Source organism: Marinobacter sp. (assembly GCF_033722735.1).
Lineage (GTDB): Bacteria > Pseudomonadota > Gammaproteobacteria > Pseudomonadales > Oleiphilaceae > Marinobacter.
On record NZ_JAWVYN010000001.1, the window covers coordinates 396820 to 416647 of the forward strand.

At 60.5% G+C, this 19828-nt stretch carries 14 protein-coding genes; 8 read left to right on the forward strand and 6 right to left on the reverse strand.

The genetic code is table 11. The features are described from left to right. Positions 1 to 11: 11 nt before the first annotated feature. From R3175_RS01750 to R3175_RS01760, 3 genes are all read right to left on the reverse strand, one after another. On the reverse strand, positions 12 to 2183 hold the full coding sequence (locus tag R3175_RS01750; protein WP_413231701.1) for a carboxy terminal-processing peptidase: 2172 nt from the start codon (positions 2181 to 2183) through the stop codon (positions 12 to 14). A gap of 401 nt (positions 2184 to 2584) precedes the next feature. Next, a complete protein-coding gene (locus R3175_RS01755) occupies positions 2585 to 4735 on the reverse strand; it encodes a 3-hydroxyacyl-CoA dehydrogenase NAD-binding domain-containing protein (protein ID WP_318941898.1) in 2151 nt (716 codons plus the stop codon). 32 nt (positions 4736 to 4767) lie between these two features. Then, positions 4768 to 5976 (reverse strand): acetyl-CoA C-acetyltransferase, encoded by a 1209-nt coding sequence (locus R3175_RS01760; protein ID WP_318941900.1) that lies wholly within the window; start codon positions 5974 to 5976, stop codon positions 4768 to 4770. Between the two features lie 223 nt (positions 5977 to 6199). On the opposite strand from R3175_RS01760, the gene R3175_RS01765 reads away from it, so the two are divergent. Next, complete coding sequence (locus tag R3175_RS01765) at positions 6200 to 6463, forward strand: late competence development ComFB family protein (RefSeq protein ID WP_318941901.1); 264 nt, start codon at positions 6200 to 6202, stop codon at positions 6461 to 6463. 9 nt (positions 6464 to 6472) lie between these two features. Here the strand turns inward: R3175_RS01765 and R3175_RS01770 are convergent, their stop codons facing one another. Beyond that, positions 6473 to 8899, reverse strand: coding sequence for a DUF349 domain-containing protein (locus R3175_RS01770; RefSeq protein ID WP_318941903.1), 2427 nt, complete (start codon positions 8897 to 8899; stop codon positions 6473 to 6475). A gap of 150 nt (positions 8900 to 9049) precedes the next feature. Here R3175_RS01770 and R3175_RS01775 point away from each other — a divergent pair, with 150 nt between their 5' ends. Continuing rightward, complete coding sequence (locus tag R3175_RS01775; RefSeq protein ID WP_318941904.1) at positions 9050 to 9529, forward strand: regulatory protein RecX; 480 nt, start codon at positions 9050 to 9052, stop codon at positions 9527 to 9529. Between the two features lie 18 nt (positions 9530 to 9547). On the opposite strand, the gene mltF is transcribed toward R3175_RS01775, so the two are convergent. Next, the gene (gene mltF, locus R3175_RS01780) at positions 9548 to 11062 is read right to left on the reverse strand and encodes a membrane-bound lytic murein transglycosylase MltF (RefSeq protein WP_413231702.1); all 1515 of its coding nucleotides are present in this window, start codon (positions 11060 to 11062) and stop codon (positions 9548 to 9550) included. A gap of 465 nt (positions 11063 to 11527) precedes the next feature. Here mltF and purL point away from each other — a divergent pair, with 465 nt between their 5' ends. After that, positions 11528 to 15433 (forward strand): phosphoribosylformylglycinamidine synthase, encoded by a 3906-nt coding sequence (purL, locus tag R3175_RS01785; protein ID WP_318941906.1) that lies wholly within the window; start codon positions 11528 to 11530, stop codon positions 15431 to 15433. Positions 15434 to 15968: 535 nt separating this feature from the next. Then, positions 15969 to 16280 (forward strand): YqfO family protein, encoded by a 312-nt coding sequence (locus R3175_RS01790; RefSeq protein WP_318941908.1) that lies wholly within the window; start codon positions 15969 to 15971, stop codon positions 16278 to 16280. A 51-nt stretch (positions 16281 to 16331) separates the two neighbouring features. Here R3175_RS01790 and R3175_RS01795 read toward each other — a convergent pair whose 3' ends face one another. After that, positions 16332 to 16895, reverse strand: a complete 564-nt coding sequence (locus R3175_RS01795) for an NUDIX hydrolase (protein ID WP_318941910.1) — start codon at positions 16893 to 16895, stop codon at positions 16332 to 16334. A gap of 157 nt (positions 16896 to 17052) precedes the next feature. Between R3175_RS01795 and R3175_RS01800 the strand changes: the two genes are divergently transcribed. The 4 genes from R3175_RS01800 (at position 17053) to purT (ending at position 19630) form a co-directional block, all read left to right on the forward strand. Then, on the forward strand, positions 17053 to 17637 hold the full coding sequence (locus R3175_RS01800; protein WP_318941911.1) for a CoA pyrophosphatase: 585 nt from the start codon (positions 17053 to 17055) through the stop codon (positions 17635 to 17637). A gap of 14 nt (positions 17638 to 17651) precedes the next feature. Then, on the forward strand, positions 17652 to 18179 hold the full coding sequence (locus tag R3175_RS01805) for a gamma carbonic anhydrase family protein (RefSeq protein ID WP_318941912.1): 528 nt from the start codon (positions 17652 to 17654) through the stop codon (positions 18177 to 18179). A gap of 1 nt (position 18180) precedes the next feature. After that, the gene (locus tag R3175_RS01810; RefSeq protein ID WP_318941913.1) at positions 18181 to 18363 is read left to right on the forward strand and encodes a DUF1289 domain-containing protein; all 183 of its coding nucleotides are present in this window, start codon (positions 18181 to 18183) and stop codon (positions 18361 to 18363) included. A 70-nt stretch (positions 18364 to 18433) separates the two neighbouring features. Further along, a complete protein-coding gene (gene purT, locus R3175_RS01815; RefSeq protein WP_318941915.1) occupies positions 18434 to 19630 on the forward strand; it encodes a formate-dependent phosphoribosylglycinamide formyltransferase in 1197 nt (398 codons plus the stop codon). Positions 19631 to 19828: the final 198 nt, after the last annotated feature.

A 19828-nucleotide genomic window follows, 5' to 3' on the forward strand; every position in this document is an offset into this window, starting at 1 on the left:
GGATGAGGCTATCAGTTTGCCTTGGCGGCCATGGTGCTTAACGAATCAATAGAGGCCAGTCGCTGGTCCAGCTCCAGCATGTCGGCCATGATATGGCCGCCTTCGCGGACGATGAAGTCCAGCTCCTCGTCCTGGCGATCCGGGTTCGCCGCCTGTTGTTCCTGCCAGTCCTCCAGCTCTTCCAGGGAAGCGAAGGCCTCCTCGCCACGAATCTTGCGACGGGCGTTGGCAATGGCCAGGCGGGTTTGCTCGATTTCACTCTGTTGCACGGCGCGCAACTCGGCATTCAGGCTGACCGAATCCTGGGCGCGCTGCTCCTCCAGGAAGTCAATCTCCCGCTGCAGCAGCTGAAACTCCGGGTGTGACGCAAACCGCTGGGCATGATTGGCTCGAAGCTGGTCGATGATGCCGCTGAAATCGAAATAGCGGGTATGGGGCACCGCCTCGATCTGGTCCCAGGGCAGGGCGTGGTCCAGGGCGTCCTCGCCAATCCGGGTGGTGTCCACCCGGGAGGGAATGGCGATATCGGGCATCACCCCCTTGTGCTGGGTAGAGCCACCGGACACCCGGTAGAACTTGGACTGGGTGATCTTGAGTTGGCCGTGGTTCAGCGGTCGCACCGCCTGCACGGTACCTTTGCCAAAGGTTTGGGAGCCCACCACCAGGCCCCGGCCGTAGTCCTGGATGGCGCCGGCAAAAATTTCCGAGGCGGAGGCGCTCATGCGGTTGACCATCACCACCAGCGGACCGTCGTAGGCGACGGAGGGATCCTGGTCGGTCAGCACCTGGACGTCGTTGTTGGAGTTGCGAATCTGCACGGTGGGGCCTTCGTCGATGAACAGGCCGACCAAGTCATTGGCCTCGTGCAGGGCGCCGCCGCCATTGTTGCGCAGGTCAATGACCAGGCCGTCGATATCCTGATCTTCGAGCGACTCAATCAGGGCACGGACATCCCGGGTGGTGCTCTTGTAGTTGGGGTCGCCCTGCTGCATGGCACGGAAGTCGGCATAGAAGGTCGGGATGGTAATCACCCCAATCCGGTAGTTGCCGGAATCCCTTTGCAGGTCGATGACCTCGCTGCTGGCACTCTGTTCCTCCAGCTTCACCTTGTCCCGCTTGATGGAAATGGAACGGGTCATGGTCTCGTCAGAGGCATTGGCAGGGATGACTTCCAGCGTGACCACCGACTCCCGGGGGCCGCGGATCAGGTCCACCACCTCGTCGAGGCGCCAGCCGATCACGTTCACCGGGGTGTCTTCGTCTTCCTGGGTCACCGAGACGATGCGGTCCGCCGGCTGCAGCTGGCCCTGTTTGGACGCCGGGCCGCCGGGCACCAGCCTTACCACCTTGGTGTATTCATTGTCGGACTGCAACACGGCCCCGATACCTTCCAGGGACAGGCTCATGTTGATGTTGAAGTTCTCCGAGGTGCGGGGAGAGAAGTAGGAGGTGTGCGGGTCCCACAGGCCGGTAAAGGCGTTCATGTAGGCCTGGAAGGCATCCTCGCTGCGGACCTGGCTGGTGCGGTTCAGTTGGCTCTCATAACGGCGCTGAAGGGATTCGGCAATTTGCTCATCGTCCTTGCCGCTGAGACGCTGGGCCAGAATCGAATTCTTGATGCGTTTGATCCAGAGCCGGTCGAGCTCGGACCGGTTGGCCACCCAGTCGGCCTCCGAGCGATCCAGCAGCAGCGAATCGTCGGTGTCGAAACTCAGCTTGTCGATGCCTGACTCCACCACCGACAGGGCGAATTCCAGCCGTTCGATGATGCGTTGCTGAACCAGATTGTAGATGTCGAAGCCCGGTTGCAGCTGGCCGGTTTTCAGGGCGGCACCGAGGCGGTAGCGGACCGGTTCGAAGAACTGCAGGTCTTCCTGGGTCAGGTAGATGCGCTGGCCATCCAGATACTCCAGGTAGGCGTCGAAGACCTCGCTGGAGAGCATGTCGTCGATGGACTGATCGCGGAAATGGGTGAACTGCAGCTGACGTGCGATCAGGATATTGGCCCGGGCCTGGTCCACCGTTGGGCTCACTGGCTCGTATGCGGCCTCCCGGTCAATGCTGGCTGGCAGCGCCACGGGCGCCATCAGCAAGGCAACGGTCAATGCGCGGCCGAGCTGGCCGAGGCGTCCCTGGCTTGAGTGATCCCCACGGAGTTTGAAGCGTTCCGCCATCTTAGTCATCTTTGGTACCTGATTCTTCGTTTCGATTCCGGCAGACCTGTTGGCTGGTCAATGCGTACCGGAGATCCTGTCAGATTCTTGGGCTCTTCTGCAAAACCGGAGCACGGGGCTGCCTGCGCGGAGGTGTGCCAGGGCCAGATCAGTGATTCTTGAGGAGCTGTTCGGCGACTCCTTGCCATTCATTGTAGGCAAGCGCCTGATCGGTTGCCATAGTCCGCCGGTATCGCTGTGTGACAATATGTCCATCATCCGGGCAGGTGCAGCCGTGTGATATGGGCAAGCCTGTAATTGTCAATGGGGGCGTGGGGCCCGGATCACAAGGGGAAGGGCAAGGCGGGAGCGACCCGGTCGCTCCCGCCTTGATCCGCGTGGTGCCTGGCACCGCGCAGGTTGGACGCCGCTCAGCAGAACGGTGTGTTGGCTTCGGCCTTCTCCAGCAGCAGGGCCGGTGGCGCGAAGCGATCGCCATACTGCTGCGCCAGCTCCTTCGCCCGCTCGGTAAACGCGCGGACGCCGTACTGGTTGATGAACTGGACGGCGCCGCCGGTCCAGGGGGCGTAGCCGATGCCGAAGATGCTGCCGATGTTGGCGTCTTCGATCGAGCGCAGCACGTCCTCCTCGAGGCAGCGTACCGTCTCGATGGCCTGGATGAACAGAATCCGGTCCTTCAGGTCCTGGAGGTTCACCTGGCGGGCCTTGTCCGGATCGACGAACAGCTTTTCCAGTTCCGGCCACAGGTACTTCCTGCCCTGGTCGGGATACTCGTAGAAGCCGGCACCGGCCGCCTTGCCCTTGCGACCCTGCTCCTCAACCATCCGGTCAATCACAGCCTCCGCGGGATGCGGTACCCAGGTGCCGCCGGCGGCCTCGGTGTCCTTTTTGCTCTGGGCCCGGATGTGCTGCATCAGGGTGAGGCTGACTTCGTCAGAGATGGCCAACGGACCCACCGGCATGCCGGCCAGTACTCCGGCATTCTCGATGCTGGAGGGGTGGACGCCCTCGGCGAGCATGGCGATGCCTTCGTTGACAAAGGTGCCGAACACCCGGGAGGTAAAGAAGCCGCGGCTGTCGTTGACCACGATGGGGATTTTGCCGATCTGCAAAACGTAGTCGAAGGCTCGCGCCAGGGTGTCATCGGAGGTCTTCTGGCCCACGATGATTTCCACCAGCTGCATCTTGTCCACCGGCGAGAAGAAATGCAGCCCGATGAAGTTCTCCGGCTTACCGGAGGCTTCCGCCAACTGGGTAATGGGAATGGTGGAGGTGTTGGAGGCAAAGATACCGTTACCGACCAGCTTGGGCTCGGCTTCCTGGGTCACCTTTGCCTTCAGCTCGCTGTCCTCGAACACCGCTTCGATAATCAGGTCACAGCCTTCCAGGTCATTGGCGGAGTCGGTGGCCTTGATGCGGTTGAGGACGCTCGCCTTCTGGTCCTCGGTCATGCGCCTGCGGCTGACTTTCTTGGCCAGCAGTTTCTCGGAGTAGCCCTTGCCTTTCTCGGCATTCTCCACCGACACATCCTTGAGCACCACGTCGATACCCCGGGTTGCCGTGGAATAGGCAATGCCGGCGCCCATCATACCGGCGCCCAGTACGCCGACCTTGCTGAAGGTTTCCTGGGCCACGCCCTGGGGACGGCTGCCGCCGGCCTTGATGGCGTTGAGCTGGAACCAGAAGGTGCCGGTCATGTTCTTGGCCACCTGGCCCACCACCAGCTCGGTGAAGTAGCGGGTTTCGATCAGGCTGCCGTTGTCGAAGTCCACCTGGCAGCCTTCCACCGCCGCCGACAGGATGCGCTCCGGCGCCGGATAGCAGCCCTTGGTCTTCTGCTTGAGCATGGCCGGGGCAATGGCCAGCTTCTGGGCCATCGCCGGGTGATGGGGGGCACCGCCGGGCAGCTTGAAGCCTTTCTTGTCCCACGGTTGCTGGCTGGTCGGGTTGGCCTGGATAAAGGCCCTGGCCTTGCTGATCAGCTCGTCCGGAGAGCTGGCCAGTTCCTCGACGATGCCGGCCTTCAGGGCCGCTTGAGGGTTCACTTTCTTGCCTTCCATCAGGTAGGGGAAGGCGGCCTCCAGGCCAATCATCCGCGGCAGCCGCTGAGTGCCGCCACCGCCGGGCAACAGGCCCAGGGTGACCTCGGGCAGGCCCAGCTGGATCTTGTCGTCGTCCAGCACCACCCGGTGGTGGCAGGCCAGGGCGATCTCCAGGCCGCCTCCCAGGGCGCTGCCGTTGATCGCCGCAACCACCGGCTTGCCGCAGGTTTCAATGGCCCGCATGCTGGCTTTCAGGCCGTTTACCATGGCCTCGAACTCCCCGGCCTGCTCCCGGGTCACCTGGTGCAGTTCATTGAGATCGCCGCCGGCGAAGAAGGTCTTCTTGGCGGAAGTGACGATGATACCGCTGAGGTTGTCCAGGTCGGACTTTACTTTTTCAACGGTGTCGTTCAGCGCATCTCGGAACGCCGCATTCATGGTATTGGCGGACTGTCCCGGCATATCAATGGTCAGGGTGAGGATCTGGTCGGCACCCAGTTCGTAACGAATAGCACTCATGATCGGTTCTCCTCTCAGAATCAGGTGTCGGCTCAGCAACGCTCAATGATGGTGGCAATACCCATGCCGCCGCCCACGCAAAGGGTGGCGAGTCCAAAGCGCTGGTCGCGCCGCTCCAGTTCGTCGAGCAGGGTGCCAAGGATCATGGCGCCGGTGGCCCCGAGAGGGTGTCCCATGGCGATGGAGCCGCCGTTGACGTTCACCTTGTCATCAGGCACCGACAGCTCCCGCTGGAACCGCATCACCACCGAGGCGAACGCTTCGTTCACTTCGAACAGGTCGATCTGGTCGGCGCTCATGCCGGCCTTGTCCAGGGCCTTGCGGGCGGCCGGAGCCGGACCGGTGAGCATGATGGTTGGGTCGGTGCTGGTCACGGCGGTGGCCACAATACGCGCCCGAGGGGTCAGCCCCAGGGCCTTGCCCTTGGCTTCGCTGCCGATCAGCATAGCGGTGGCGCCATCGACGATGCCGGAGGAGTTACCGGCATGGTGGACGTGATTGATCTTCTCCACGTAGTGGTACTTCTCGCGGGCGACGCCATCGAAGCCCATTTCACCCATCATCTGGAAGGAGGGCTTGAGCTGACCCAGGGATTCGAGGGTGGTGTTACCGCGGACGTGCTCGTCCCGGTCCAGGATGGTGACGCCGTTCTGGTCGGTCACCGGGATGATTGAACGGGAAAAGTAGCCCTTTTCCCAGGCATGGGCGGCTTTTTGCTGGGAGCGGACCGCGAAATTGTCGACATCCTCCCGGCTGAAGCCCTCAAGGGTGGCGATCAGGTCGGCGCCAATGCCCTGCGGCATGAAGCCGGTATGCAGGTTGGTGGCCGGGTCCATCGCCCAGGCACCGCCGTCGGAGCCCATGGGCACCCGTGACATGGCTTCGACACCGCCGGCAACCACCAGGTCTTCCCAGCCGGAGCGGACTTTCATGGCTGCCAGGTTGACCGCTTCCAGGCCGGAGGCACAGAACCGGTTCAGGGTGACGCCCGCGACAACTTCGTCCCAATCCGCAGCCAGTGCCGCGGTCTTGGCAATGTCTGCGCCCTGATCACCGACGGCGGTGACGCAGCCCATGACGATGTCGTCGACCTGGCCGGTATCCAGCCGGTTTCTTTCCTGCAAGGCCTTGAGGACGGTGGTCATCAGCGAGATGGGTTTGACGCTGTGCAGGGCGCCGTCTTTCTTGCCCCGACCTCGTGGGGTGCGCACTGCATCGAAGATGTAGGCCTCGGTGCTCATGGTGTTTCCTCTGGTGGTGTCGTTGTATTGGAGGTGTTGTTGTTCCGGACGATCAGAGCCAGCAATGGCTGCTCGTGTCCAGGTTAATGTGACCTGTAACCATAGCCGTTCGTTCCGGGGGCGGGTAATGACGCGCACTGCCATTTCGATTGGCGAAAGTGCTCATGACAGGCCTACGACGGCCAGCTATGGTTGTTGAAGGCTTATTGCGAGGGGAAAAAGGATGTCGTTACTGGATGCAATCGATAACTTCTATGAGCGACTGGTGGCCGAAGCCATTGACGAAACCTGTCAGGCCGATGATTCGCAGGACTTCCTGGCAGATGTGATGTGCGTGGCGTTGAACCGGCTGCCGACGCGCTACTACCGGCATTCCATTGACATGCGGTTCTATCTGCCGGATCAGGAGCTGGACGATATGAAGGAGAAGGCCCGGGCCGCGGTGGTACAGGCCCGGGGCTATGTGTTGGAACACCAGCGGGAATAACGCCGGCGGTCAGTCGATGCTGGCGGTCAGGGCTGCTTGCAGCCGCCGGGTGAGGTCTTCGCTTCGGTCCGAGGCGGGGATTTGCACGCACCAGCTGGCGATCAGCGATTCCAGTTGATCGCCGGCCGGGGTTTCGGTATTGCCGCCACCGAGTCCTTCGGAGAGGCGCTGAACCTGTATCTCCATCCGTCTGGCCTGGTCCGCTTCCTGGGAAGGGACACCGGTGAGGATCTCCGCGCGGATCACCAGCTCCCGGGCCGACAGATCCTGGAACCGGTCTGCCTTCTCGCCCCAATCCGCGGGCATGTCGACGCCGTCCGCCCCGCGGATCAGCACCTGCCACTGGCCAATGCGGGCCTGCAGGATCTGGTTGTCCCGAAGCTGTCCAAGCCGCTGAATCTCATCCGCGAGGCGCGCCTGCTTTTCGCGGGACAACGGCTCCTGTCGCAGAGACTGTAGCTGGCTCAGGGCCTGCTCGATGACGTCGCCGGTAGCGCTCTCGGGCTGCAGTTGGAGGGTCTCGGCAAGCGTTGCCTCGACGCGCTGGTCCGCAGCCTGGGTCTGCTGCCGCCGCTCGGAGCGCTGGGCGTCGCGGCGGGCAAAGATCGCGTCACAGGCCTTGCGAAACGCCCGCCATAGCTTCCGGTCTTCCCGGTGACGGGTGATGCCGATGCTGCGCCACTGATTCTGCAGGGCCTTGGCCTGTTCCATGGCTTCAGAGAGCGGCTCATGAGCGACCAGTTGTTCCGCTGCCTCGACGATAGCCTGTTTGCGTTGCTCGTTTCGCTGCCGTTCCTCGTTGAGCGGGGCTTCGATCTGTTTCAGCAAATCGTCAAAACGTTTCTGCACCGGGCGATTGTCGCGGAAATCCACCGGCCAGGCGGCCTTCCATTCCTCGCGGGCGGTACGGTGAATCTGGTCGACGGCCTTCCAGTCAACGTCGTTCCAGTCTGCCTGATCGACGAATTCCTGTAACTGGTCGCAAATGGCCCGGCGCGTTTCAAGGTGGGTCTGCTTGAGCTCGGACTTCACGGAGAAGTAGGCCCGACAAGGCTCGTAGGCACGATCGGAGGCCTGCTTGAAGCGGCTCCAGAGGTTGCGGTCGGACGAACCGCCAAGATTTCGCCATTCGTTCTGCAGCTCCTTGATCCGTTCTGCCTTGGCCTCCGGTTCCATGGGCTGATCGGCCAGATACTCCATTTGCTCACACAGGGCAATCTGCTTGGGCTGGGTGGCGAATCCCTGCCAGTCGTTCAGTTCCCTTAGCTGGCCCCCCAGCAACTGAAGCCGTGACTGGAACGTGCGGCTGTTGGCGGGCGACAGTGAGTTGGCCAGATTCTGGGCCTTCTTGAAATGCTGACGGGATTCCTTGAGCTGGCGTGCTTCCAGCGTACTCTCGAGGCATTCCAGGGTCTGTTTCAGCTCCCGGGCGAGGGCCTGTTGGTCGCCCGCACCTTCAGGGGGCTCCGCGGCAACCGGCTTTTGCTGACCGAGTTGCCGGACTTGAAGGAGCTCGGCGGGCAGGGGGAAGTCTTTGGGCCACTCAATTTCGGTCAGGAGGTTGGCGGCGCGGGACTTCCGTTCTGGGGCATCACGTTCGTTGTCCGAGATCAGGGCCTGGATCGCTTCCCGATGTTGGCCGAGACGGCGGGAGGCGGCGATGACTCCCTTGATGGCCTGCATCAGGCTTTCATAGGCTTTCTGCTCACTTTTGCCAACGGCGGTGTCCCGGGTTGCTTCCAGCCATCGGTTCTCCTGGGTTTTCTGCAGGGCATCCAGGGCCGAAACGGAGGGCAGGGTTTCGCTTCCTGGCGCCTTTAGGTCTTCGACGGTGGACGCCAACAGCTCCAGGGTGTTCTTTCGCTCGTCGGCCTGTTCCCGTTGACGCTGTTGTTCGGCTTCTTCGGCCGCCAGGGCATTCATCCGTTCCCGGCACTGGTGAACGGCACTCAGGAAGGCGGTCACCTGTTCCTTGCTGGCGTGGGGCTCAACCTCCTCCCATTGGCCCTGGAGGGCCTCCAGGCGAGCCTGGTAGAGCTTGGTGTCTTCACTGCGGGCCTGATCCTCGGCCTGCTTGATGAGCGTCCTGATTTGGTCGGCAATCTTCTGCTGTTGTTCTTCCTGGTCCCGAATCTCCTGCAGCGCCTGCCGGACGATCTGGTAAACGGATTTGTCCTTGCCCTTGGCTGCCTTCTGGACCCGCAGCAGGGCGTCCCGCTCGTGTATTGCGGAAGCGGCGCGACGACGGAGGTCGGCGGTGACGCCGGTCAGGGCCAACTCCTCCAGCTGTTGCTGGCTTGGCGTACCCTCCAGCAGGCGAGCCTGTTGCTCCCGCTGTTCATCCTGCTGTTCCTGCCGGGAGGGCGTGCTCGGTTCCGGCTCGGGCGTTGCGGTCGGCTTTCGGCTTCTGAACAGCTTCTGGATAAATGCGGCCATGACGGTATCCTTCAGTATTGCAACCAGGTCCTGGTGTCCGGCAAGGTAAGCGGCACCACACATCAGCGCAGCCGGCGGGTTCGGCTGGCGGGTACGTAAATCACAGTGGCGCTAGTCTAGCGCTTTGGTCGCGTTGGCGGAAAGAGTCAATTGAAAAACGCATCGAAACAGGACGATCCCGAGCTGCAGATCCGTACGGTGGCGCTGCGCCTGCTGGCGCGGCGTGAACACAGTCGTCTGGAGTTGGCGACAAAGCTGCGCCAGCGGCGACTGCCGTCGGGCCTGATTGAGGCGGTACTGGATGAGTTCGAGGGGGAGGGCTGGCTGAGTGATGAACGCTATGCCGACGTTTACGCCCGTCAACGCATGGATGCCGGCTACGGGCCGGTCCGGATCCGTAGCGAACTGCAGCAGCGGGGCATTCGCTTTCTCCCGGAGAGCCTGACGGCAGTGGAGAACGCTGACTGGGCCGAGCGTGCCGTTCGTCTGCGGGAGCGGCGGTTTGGCTTGCAGGCCCTGGGGCAGGATTGGAAGGAGAAAGCGCGGCAGGCCCGCTTCCTGACCCAGCGCGGATTTGCCGCGGAGCATGTCGAGCGGGCACTGGAAATCACAACCCCGGACGACGGCTGATCACGCCGGCCGAGCCGGTTACAGGGTTGGCGGCGTAACGCCCAAGGCCTTGGGCAGTGAGGCGCGGTCGTGGTTGGCCGAAACGGTGTCGGTCATCACCTCACCGGACAGGTCGAACACTTCCTGGTTGGCAACCTGCTCGGAGGCCTGTGACGGATCCCTCATCCATGCCAGCACGTCGTAGTAACGGCGAATATTCTGCACGTAAATGACCGGTTCGTAGCCACGGGCATAGCCATAGCGGGTTTTGGTGTACCACTCCTTCTGGGCCAGCAACGGCAGGAATTCTTTCACATCCATCCAGCGGTCCGGGTTCTTGCCGGCCGCCTCGGTCAACCGCCTGGCATCCTCCAGGTGGCCGAAGCCGACGTTGTAGGAGGCCAGGGCAAACCAGGTGCGATCCGGCTCCGGAATGCGCTCCGGAATTCGCTCATGCACCATGGTGAAGTATCGGGCGCCACCCTCAACGCTCTGTTTCGGGTCCAGCCGGTTGCTGATGCCCACATAGCTGGCGGTGTTGCGGGTGAGCATCATCAGGCCCTTTACGCCGGTGGGGGAAACCGCATTGGGCCGCCAGTGGGATTCCTGGTAGCCAATGGCGGCCAGCAGGCGCCAGTCCAGGCCATGCTTCTCGGCGTGTTCCCGAAACAGGCTTTCGTAGCGGGGCAGGCGATTGCGGACGTGGTGGACGAAGGTCCGGGCGCCAACGTAATTGAGCCGGTCCAGGTGGCCGTAGTAGCGCTCGGTCAACTGGGCCAGCGTGCCGTCTGCTTCCAGCTGCTGAAGGAACTCGGTGGCGGCATTCGCCAGGCTGGCGTCCTGTTCACCGGGCATCAGCCAGGCCAGATCCTCGGGGGCATTGAGGCTGAACGCTTTCTTGACGCCCGGGAAGAAGACGTGGTTGATCGCCAGCTCATTGGAGGCGATGACGGCCACCGGGAGCTCACCGGATTCCACCCGCTCGAGCAGGCCGGCAGCGTCCAGCTCGTTGTGCTGTTGCCATTGTAAATCCGGGTGCTCGGCCTGCAGGGTCTGCAGGTGGCGGACATGGTTGCTGTCGGCAATGATGTGAACCGGGGAATCGACAATGTCTTCCACACTCTCGGGAGCGGCAAGGTCCCGATTGTAGATGACCACCGACTGGACCTGCAGGCCGATGGAGACGGTATGGAACCGTTCGGTATAGTCCGGGCTGTTGGCTAGCCCGGCCAGGCCTATGTGGGCGTAGTCGCGATCGAGCACCGACAGGATTTCGGTGTTGTCCTCCGCGACCCGGACTCTCAGCTCAACGCCCAGGTGCTCGGCAAATTTCCTGGCCAGTTCATACTCAAACCCGGCCGGGCCGTCCTGGTCTTCGTAGTAGATGGACGGGGCATTACGGGTGATAACGTGCAGCACGCCCTCGGAACGGATTTCTTCCAGGGTACTGGGACGGGAGCAGCCGGTCGCAAGCAGGACAAAGCCGGCGATGGCCAGCCAGCTAACGCCGAGGCGGATGCCTTTGAACCGTTGGTTAAGAGCAAGTTGTGCCAAATCCATAGTCTCCCGTACATCGGTGTCGAGGGTGTACGTCACTCAGGCCAATAGCGATTAATGCTTGCTCAACAGGGTCTTGGCTAGTTGAGAGGCCCCAGACAGAACGCGGGCGGGGCAGTCCATGCCCCAATCAAATCATGGCCCACGTCTGCGCGGCTGGTCAATCTGACTGATCGAGATCTGTGCAAAACGTTGTAAATTGTACGTTGTTTGAACAGTGTCGCCACTGGCCATCGTGACCCGGTTTTGCTGTCTTCAGCGCCGTACTACGCTCGGGAGGCGCCCATTTTGGGGATTCTGCCGGGGTAATCAAGTTGTCTTATAGTCGCATTCACGGACGTTCTATCTCTGTATCCCGACGCTGCTTTCCAGTATTATGGCGGCCGTTCATACCGGGGGGCTTGGTGTTCCATTGCCAGGGCCTTACCCAATTCCCAGATTAGCGTGATACAGGTTTAGACCATGCTGGAACTTCGCGGCGCTCCCGCGCTTTCGCCCTTCCGCTCTCAGAAACTTCTTGCCCAGATTCAGGCCGTGGTGCCCGAAGTGGCGCATGTATACGCTGAGTTCATGCACTTTTGTGATCTGGATGCCGATCTTTCGCCGGCGGAACAACAGGTGCTGGACCGCCTGCTCCGCTATGGCCCGAGCGTACCGGCCGAGCAGCCCGAGGGCATTCTGTTCCTGGTGGTGCCCAGGCCCGGAACCCTGTCACCCTGGTCCAGCAAGGCGACCGACATTGCCCGCAATTGCGGCCTCAAGCAGATTCACCGCATTGAACGGGGAACGGCCTTCTATATCCAGGCCGAGGGCAAACTGGGGTTGAAGCAGCGGGAGACCATAGCTGCATTGTTGCACGATCGCATGACCCAGAAGGTGTTCCATGAAATGGGTGGGGCCGAGTTGCTGTTTAATCGCGAAGAGCCCCGCCCGCTCAACAAGGTTGGCATTCTGGCCGGCGGACGCCGTGCCCTCGAAGTGGCCAACCAGGAACTGGGACTGGCCCTGGCTGACGATGAGATTGATTATCTGGTTGAGGCGTTCACCGGTCTGGAGCGTGATCCCACCGATGTGGAATTGATGATGTTCGCCCAGGCGAACTCGGAACACTGTCGGCACAAGATCTTTAACGCATCCTGGGATATTGACGGGGAAGCTCAGGATAAATCGCTGTTCGCGATGATCCGCAACACCTACCAGATGAACAGCGAAGGTGTGTTGTCGGCGTACAAGGACAATGCCTCGGTTATTGTCGGCAGCCGGGGCGGGCGCTTTTTCCCGGAGCCGGAGTCCGGCGTCTATCGCTACCACCCGGAAGACATTCATATTCTGATGAAGGTGGAAACCCACAACCACCCGACCGCGATATCCCCGTTTGCCGGCTCGGCAACCGGTTCCGGTGGCGAAATCCGGGACGAGGGGGCGACCGGCCGGGGTTCCAAGCCCAAGGCCGGGCTGACCGGGTTTACCGTGTCCAACCTGAATCTGCCCGACGACAGGCAGCCGTGGGAAGGCGATTACGGCAAACCGGAGCGTATTGCCTCGGCCCTGGATATCATGATTGACGGTCCCATCGGCGGTGCCGCCTTTAACAACGAGTTTGGCCGACCCAACCTGGCGGGCTACTTCCGAACCTTTGAAGAAAAGGTGCCCGGGCCGGATGGCGACGAGGTGCGTGGGTACCACAAGCCGATCATGATTGCTGGCGGGATGGGCAACATTCGCCCCGAGCATGTGGAGAAGGGCAATATCCCGGTGGGCGCCAAGCTGATTGTGCTGGGCGGACCGTCCATGCTGATCGGCCTGGGCGGTGGCGCTGCCTCCTCCATGGATTCCGGCTCCAGCCACGAGAACCTGGATTTTGCCTCGGTGCAACGGGACAACCCGGAAATGGAGCGTCGATGCCAGGAGGTGATCGACCGCTGCTGGCAGAAAGGGGAGGCCAACCCCATCTGCTTTATCCACGACGTTGGCGCCGGCGGCCTGTCCAACGCGATGCCGGAGCTGGTCAAGGACGGCGGCCGCGGCGGCAAGTTCGAGCTGCGTGACATTCCCAACGATGAGCCCGGTATGTCGCCACTGGAGATCTGGTGCAACGAGTCCCAGGAACGTTACGTCATGGCGGTGGCACCAGAGAACATGGAGTTGTTCGATGCCATCTGTCGTCGGGAGCGCTGCCCTTACGCCGTCATTGGGGAAGCCACCGAAACCCATCACCTGGAACTGGCTGATTCCTACTTCAATGACAGTGCCGTGGACCTGCCGATGGACGTCCTGTTCGGCAAGCCGCCCAAGATGCACCGTACCGTGGCCCGTTCTTCCTTCACCAAGCCGATCTTCGACAGCGCGAAGGTGGATCTGAAGGATGCCATCAAGCGGGTGTTGCGTCTGCCTTCGGTCGGCAGCAAGAGTTTCCTGATCACCATCGGCGACCGCACCATCACCGGCCTGGTAGCCCGGGACCAGATGGTCGGCCCCTGGCAGGTGCCGGTGAGTGACGTGGCGGTGACCGCAACCTCCTTTGACGTCAACACGGGTGAGGCCATGGCGATGGGCGAGCGAACCCCGGTGGCGACGATTGATGCGCCCGCCTCCGGTCGCATGGCGGTGGGCGAGGTGATCACTAACCTCGCTGCGGCGTCGATCGAGAAGCTGTCCAACATCCGCCTGTCGGCAAACTGGATGGCCGCGGCCGGCCACCCCGGTGAAGACGCCAACCTCTACGATACGGTCAAGGCAGTCGGTATGGAGCTTTGTCCGGAGCTTGGCATTACCATTCCGGTGGGCAAGGATTCCATGTCGATGAAAACGGTCTGGGAGGAAGATGGCGGCGAACAGAAGAGTGTGACGGCTCCGCTGTCGCTGGTGGTCAGTGGTTTTGCCCCGGTGACCGATATACGTCGTACCTTGACGCCGCAGCTCCGTACCGATGCTGGCGAAACGGATCTGATCCTCATCGATCTGGCGGCGGGCCAGAATCGCCTGGGCGGTTCCGCCCTGGCCCAGGTCTATGGTCAGGTGGGCGCGGTTGCGCCGGACCTGGACGATCCCGAAGACATCAAGGCGTTCTTTGCGGTGATCCAGGGCCTGAACGGCGACGGCAAGTTGCTGGCGTACCATGACCGCTCTGATGGCGGTGTGTTTGTTACCCTGGCCGAAATGGCCTTTGCCGGTCACACCGGCTTCGACGTCAAGTTGGACGGCCTGGCGGAGGAGTCCAGCCAGTTTGCCCGCGAGTTGTTCAACGAGGAGCTGGGTGCGGTGATCCAGGTTCGCCGCGAGGACACCGAGTTTGTGCTGCAGCAGTTCTCGGCTGCCGGGCTGGGAGAACACACCTCGGTCATTGGAAGCCCCAACGAAGAAGATCGGGTACGGTTCTCCTTTGCCGATGCCTTTGTGATTGACGAATCCCGTGCCGATCTTCAGCGGCTGTGGTCCGAAACCAGCTATCGCATCCAGTCACTGCGGGACAATGCCGAGTGCGCGCAACAGGAATTCGACAACATTCTCGATACCGAAGACCCTGGCCTGCAGGCGGAGCTGACCTTCGACCAGAATGAAGACATTGCCGCTCCCTACATCGCCAAGGGGGTCAGACCCCGGGTGGCCGTGCTGCGGGAGCAGGGTGTGAACGGCCAGGTTGAGATGGCAGCGGCATTCGACCGTGCCGGTTTTGAGTCCGTTGACGTGCACATGAGCGACTTGTTGTCCGGCCGCACCGATTTGGACGGTTTCAGCACCATGGTTGCCTGTGGCGGCTTTTCGTACGGTGATGTGCTGGGGGCCGGTGAAGGCTGGGCCAAATCCATTCTGTTTAACGATAGGGTTCGTGATCAGTTTGCCCAGTTTTTTGAGCGGGAGGATACGCTGGCGCTCGGGGTTTGCAATGGCTGTCAGATGTTGTCCAACCTGCATGAGCTGATTCCGGGCAGTGAGGGCTGGCCCCGCTTCGTGCGCAACGAATCGGAGCAGTTCGAGGCTCGCCTGGCGATGGTGGAAGTGGTGAAATCCAACTCGGCCTTCCTGGATGGCATGGCCGGTTCCCGCATGCCGATCGCGGTTGCCCATGGAGAAGGGCGGGTAGAGTTTGGCGGCAACGGCTCTGCCTCGCTATTGGCCGAGGATGGCCGGCTGGCACTGCGTTACGTTGACCACCGCGGCCAGGCTACCGAGCGTTATCCTTACAACCCCAACGGCTCAGAGGCTGGCATCACGGGCGTGACGACCACCAGTGGCCGGGTGACGATCATGATGCCGCATCCGGAGCGGGTGTTCCGGGCTGCTCAGTTCTCATGGCGTCCAGAGGGATGGCAGGAAGATGGTCCCTGGATCCGGATGTTCAGGAATGCCCGGCGCTGGTTTGACTAACTGGCTGGTTTGACCAACAGATAACACCTGGACTAAAACCGGTCGTGGACTGCTTCATTTTGAGGCAGGGCGCGACCGGTTTTTTTGTATCTGATGGTAACGACTCTTGTTACCACTTGTAGCAAGGGTCATCGCCGGGCTAGTGGAACAAAAAAATGTCGCTGAAGGGCACAGTTCTGTGGCGAAAATCAATAGCAAATTGCACCAGAAACGCGGAAAAATATCTTGACTCAGTTATTTTATGCACATTCCTGGTGCCGTCCTGTATATTCGCTGTGCAAGGGGTGTCTGAATCGAATGAATTTTAATCCACTCATTTAACCTATTGATTAATAACGATATTGTGTGATCGGCGAAAATGTCGCCAATCTGTATCAAGGTCAGTAATTATGGGGGATTGGAGGCCATTCCCAAAAACTATCCCCAGAGTTATCCACAGAATCTGTGGGTAAGTTTCTAAGCAACTAATCTGTACAAAAAATATCCGAATAGTAGGCGCTGAAATGGTGGCGATCGGATCAAGGAGTTAGGAATCGTGTATAAGTTGTGTTTCTTCGTCCCGGCTACCCATGTGGAACAAACCAAGCGTGCCCTGTTTGAAGCCGGGGCCGGTCGTATTGGAGACTACGATGCGTGTGCCTGGCAAACCCTGGGCCAGGGCCAGTTCCGACCTCTGGATGGCAGTCAGCCGTTCCTTGGAGAGCGGGGTGAGCTGGAGGTTGTCAGTGAATATAAAGTTGAGATGGTCTGTGAAGACACACTGATTCGGCGGGCGGTGGATGCGCTCAAGGCCGCGCACCCCTATGAAGAGCCGGCTTATGAAGTGTACCGGCTCGAGGATATTTAGGGAGCCGCAGAAATTCTCTCTGGGCCTCCATGAGGGCCCGTCTCGGCGACATCAGGAGGCAGCTTTTTTTGCCTGCTGTCCCATCCGGAACCGAATGTCGCTGACATGAACCGGAAAGACGCTGTGCTCGATGTCTTCAATAAAGTGCTCAAGGGTCCGTTTGACGGTGGGGAAGGAGATTTCGTCCCAGGGAATTTCGTCCAGGCTGAACAGCTTGCTTTCCAGTGACTCCTCGCCCGCTCCAAACTCACCGGTCTTCAGGGTGGCCCGATAGAACATGTGCACCTGGTCAATATGGGGGACATGGATGATGGTGTACAGGTCGTCGATGTGTACCTCGGCCAGAGCCTCTTCCCAAGTCTCCCTGGTAGCAGCTTCCAGGGTGGTTTCCGAGTTCTCCATAAAGCCGGCCGGCAGGGTCCAGTAGCCATAACGCGGTTCGATGGCCCGCCGGCAAAGCAGGACCTTTCCTTCCCAGATTGGCACGGTACCAGCGACGATCCGCGGGTTCTGGTAATGTATGGTGTCGCAGCTCGGGCAGACGAAGCGGTGTCGGTTATCTCCCGCCGGAATGCGGTGTTCAACGGGATGGCCGCAACTGCTGCAGTATTTCATGGAGTTCCTCGTATACTAGTAACGATGTGTGCCTTGGGGACTGCTTTTACCGCCTGGAATGATCCGGAGTGGTCCAAAGGCCCCTGATGTATTCCAGTTTATCCGGCTGGCTCCCGTCTGTCTCACCTAATCCAGTTTCGTTGTTGGGAGTAGTAACTTGCGCAATCTTTTAACCGAACGCCTGGCTGGGTATGCGCCAAAGCAGCTCGCACTCGATTACCCCGAAGCCGGGGTCCTGGTGCCCGTGACGGATGATCACCAGCGTCCCGAAATTGTCTTTACCTTGCGCTCCGACAGCCTCAGTACCCATCGAGGCCAGGTCTCCTTCCCCGGGGGCAAGCGGGATCGGGACGACCACACGCTGGCCGACACGGCGTTACGAGAAGCCCACGAAGAAATCGGCCTGGCGCCAGAGCTGGTGCATGTGGTGGCGCCGCTGAGTCAGGTGATGTCACGGCATGGAATCCTGGTAACACCCTACGTGGGCGTCATTCCTTCCGATGTGTCACTGACTGCCAACCCTGGCGAGATAGACAGCATCTTTCGGGTGCCCATCGAGTTCTTTCTGGAGGATCGTCGTGAGCGCACCGATGCGATCCCATTCATGAACCATACCTTTTACGTGCCATGCTATCGTTGGGAACGGTACCAGATCTGGGGATTATCCGCTGTCGTGCTGGTCGATTTTCTGAATGCTGTGTACGATGCCGGCATTGATCTGCTGGAGCCCGCCAACCCCTGACAAGGAGATTCACCATGCTTTTTGAATTGGCCGACCGACGCCCGGAATTCCACGGCGAAGGGCAGTTTGTTGCAGGCAACGCCACGGTAATTGGCAGTGTGGTCCTGGAGGAGCGCAGCAGCGTGTGGTTCAACGCGGTGATTCGGGGCGATAACGATCTCATCACCATTGGCCCGGAATCCAACATCCAGGATGGGGCTGTCCTGCATACCGATGCCAATATCAAGCTGACCCTGGGCCGCGGCGTTACCGTGGGGCATAACGTCATGCTGCATGGCTGTGAGATTGGCGACTACTCGCTGATTGGCATTAATGCCGTGGTGCTGAACGGCGCAAAGATCGGCAAGCACTGTCTGATCGGTGCCAATACCCTGATTCCCGAGGGGATGGTGGTTCCGGACGGTTCGATGGTTGTTGGCTCTCCGGGCAAGGTCAAGAAAGCACTGAATGAGAACCAGAAGAAAATGTTGGAGATGAGTGCGGCTCACTATGTTCACAATGCGCGCCGCTATCTCACAGAGTTGAAACCGGTAGAGGATTGATATGAGTGTGGCCGACAAGGTGTCCTCGCCCTGTGTGAGCGTGTGTGCGCTGGATGAAAACGATATCTGCATTGGCTGTCAGCGAACCGGAGACGAGATTCTTCGATGGAGCCAGATGACCAATGAAGAGCGCCGGGAGGTTCTAAAGAGCGTCGCCGGGCGGGAAGAAAAAGTGGCACTCTAACCAGTGTTGAGGGGCGCTGGCTCAGCACAGAGTAACCAGAATAACGAATGATGAACTTGGAGAATGCAACGTGAGTGACGGTGGAACAATCGAACTGGGCACGCCCCTGAAATCAAACGCCTATCGGGTGCTGCTGTGTGGATCCGGCGAACTGGGTAAAGAGGTGGTCATAGAGCTGCAACGATTGGGGGTGGAGGTGATCGCCGTCGATCGCTACGCCGATGCGCCGGCGATGCAGGTGGCCCACCGTAGTCACGTTATCGACATGTTGGACCCTCAGGCGTTGAGGCGGGTCATTGAACAGGAGCGTCCCAGGCTGATCGTTCCCGAAATCGAGGCGATTGCTACCCCGGAGTTGGTGAAACTGGAAGCGGAGGGGTACCGGGTGGTACCGACGGCTCGGGCGGTCAACCTCACCATGAACCGGGAGGGCATACGTCGGTTGGCCGCAGAGGAGTTGGGGCTGCCTACATCTCCCTACCGGTTTGCCGATTCCCGTGAAGCCTATCTTCAGGCGGTGGCCGACATCGGGCTGCCGCTGGTGGTCAAGCCGGTGATGAGTTCTTCCGGTAAGGGGCAGAGTACCGTACGTACTCAGGATGACGTTGAGTCTGCCTGGGACTATGCTCAAACCGGTGGTCGTGCCGGCAAGGGGCGGGTGATCGTAGAGGGATTTGTCGAGTTTGATTATGAGATCACACTGCTGACCGTTCGGCATTCCGGTGGTGTCAGCTTTTGTGACCCCATAGGGCATCGGCAGGAGGATGGCGACTATCGCGAGTCCTGGCAGCCACAGCCGATGAGCGACAAGGCGTTGGCGCGGTCCCGTGACATTGCGGCTACGGTTACCGAAGATCTGGGGGGCTTTGGCGTCTATGGTGTTGAGCTGTTTGTTCGGGGAGATGATGTCTATTTCTCTGAGGTATCGCCACGTCCCCATGACACGGGACTGGTGACCCTGGTTTCGCAGGACCTCTCTGAATTTGCCCTCCATGCCCAGGCAATCCTGGGGCTGCCAGTGCCGGCCATTCGCCAACTGGGACCTGCTGCCTCCTCAGTCATACTGCCGGAGGGGGAGTCTGATGCTCCGGTTTACTCCGGTCTTGAAAATGCGTTGGCAGAACCCGATGTTCAACTAAGGGTATTCGGTAAGCCAGAGTTGAAAGGACGGCGTCGCATGGGCGTTGCCTTGGCGAAAGGCGATACGCTCGACGAGGCGAAGGCAAAAGCCAAGGCCGCATCCGCTGCGGTTAAGGTGGCCCTGTAGCCGATTTGGCGGAGATTTGATCGATTTTCGCGTATTTCAAAGTTTTTTGGGAATTCGCGTTGACACCTCGGCGGAGGTCTGTAGAATGCGCATCTCTTTCGAGGGGCACGCCACTTCAGCGGGCCGGAAGTCGAAAGATAACCGCTTGGTTTTATTGAAGATTTTGAGTTTCAACTTTCTTCAAATTGGCGGTTGACA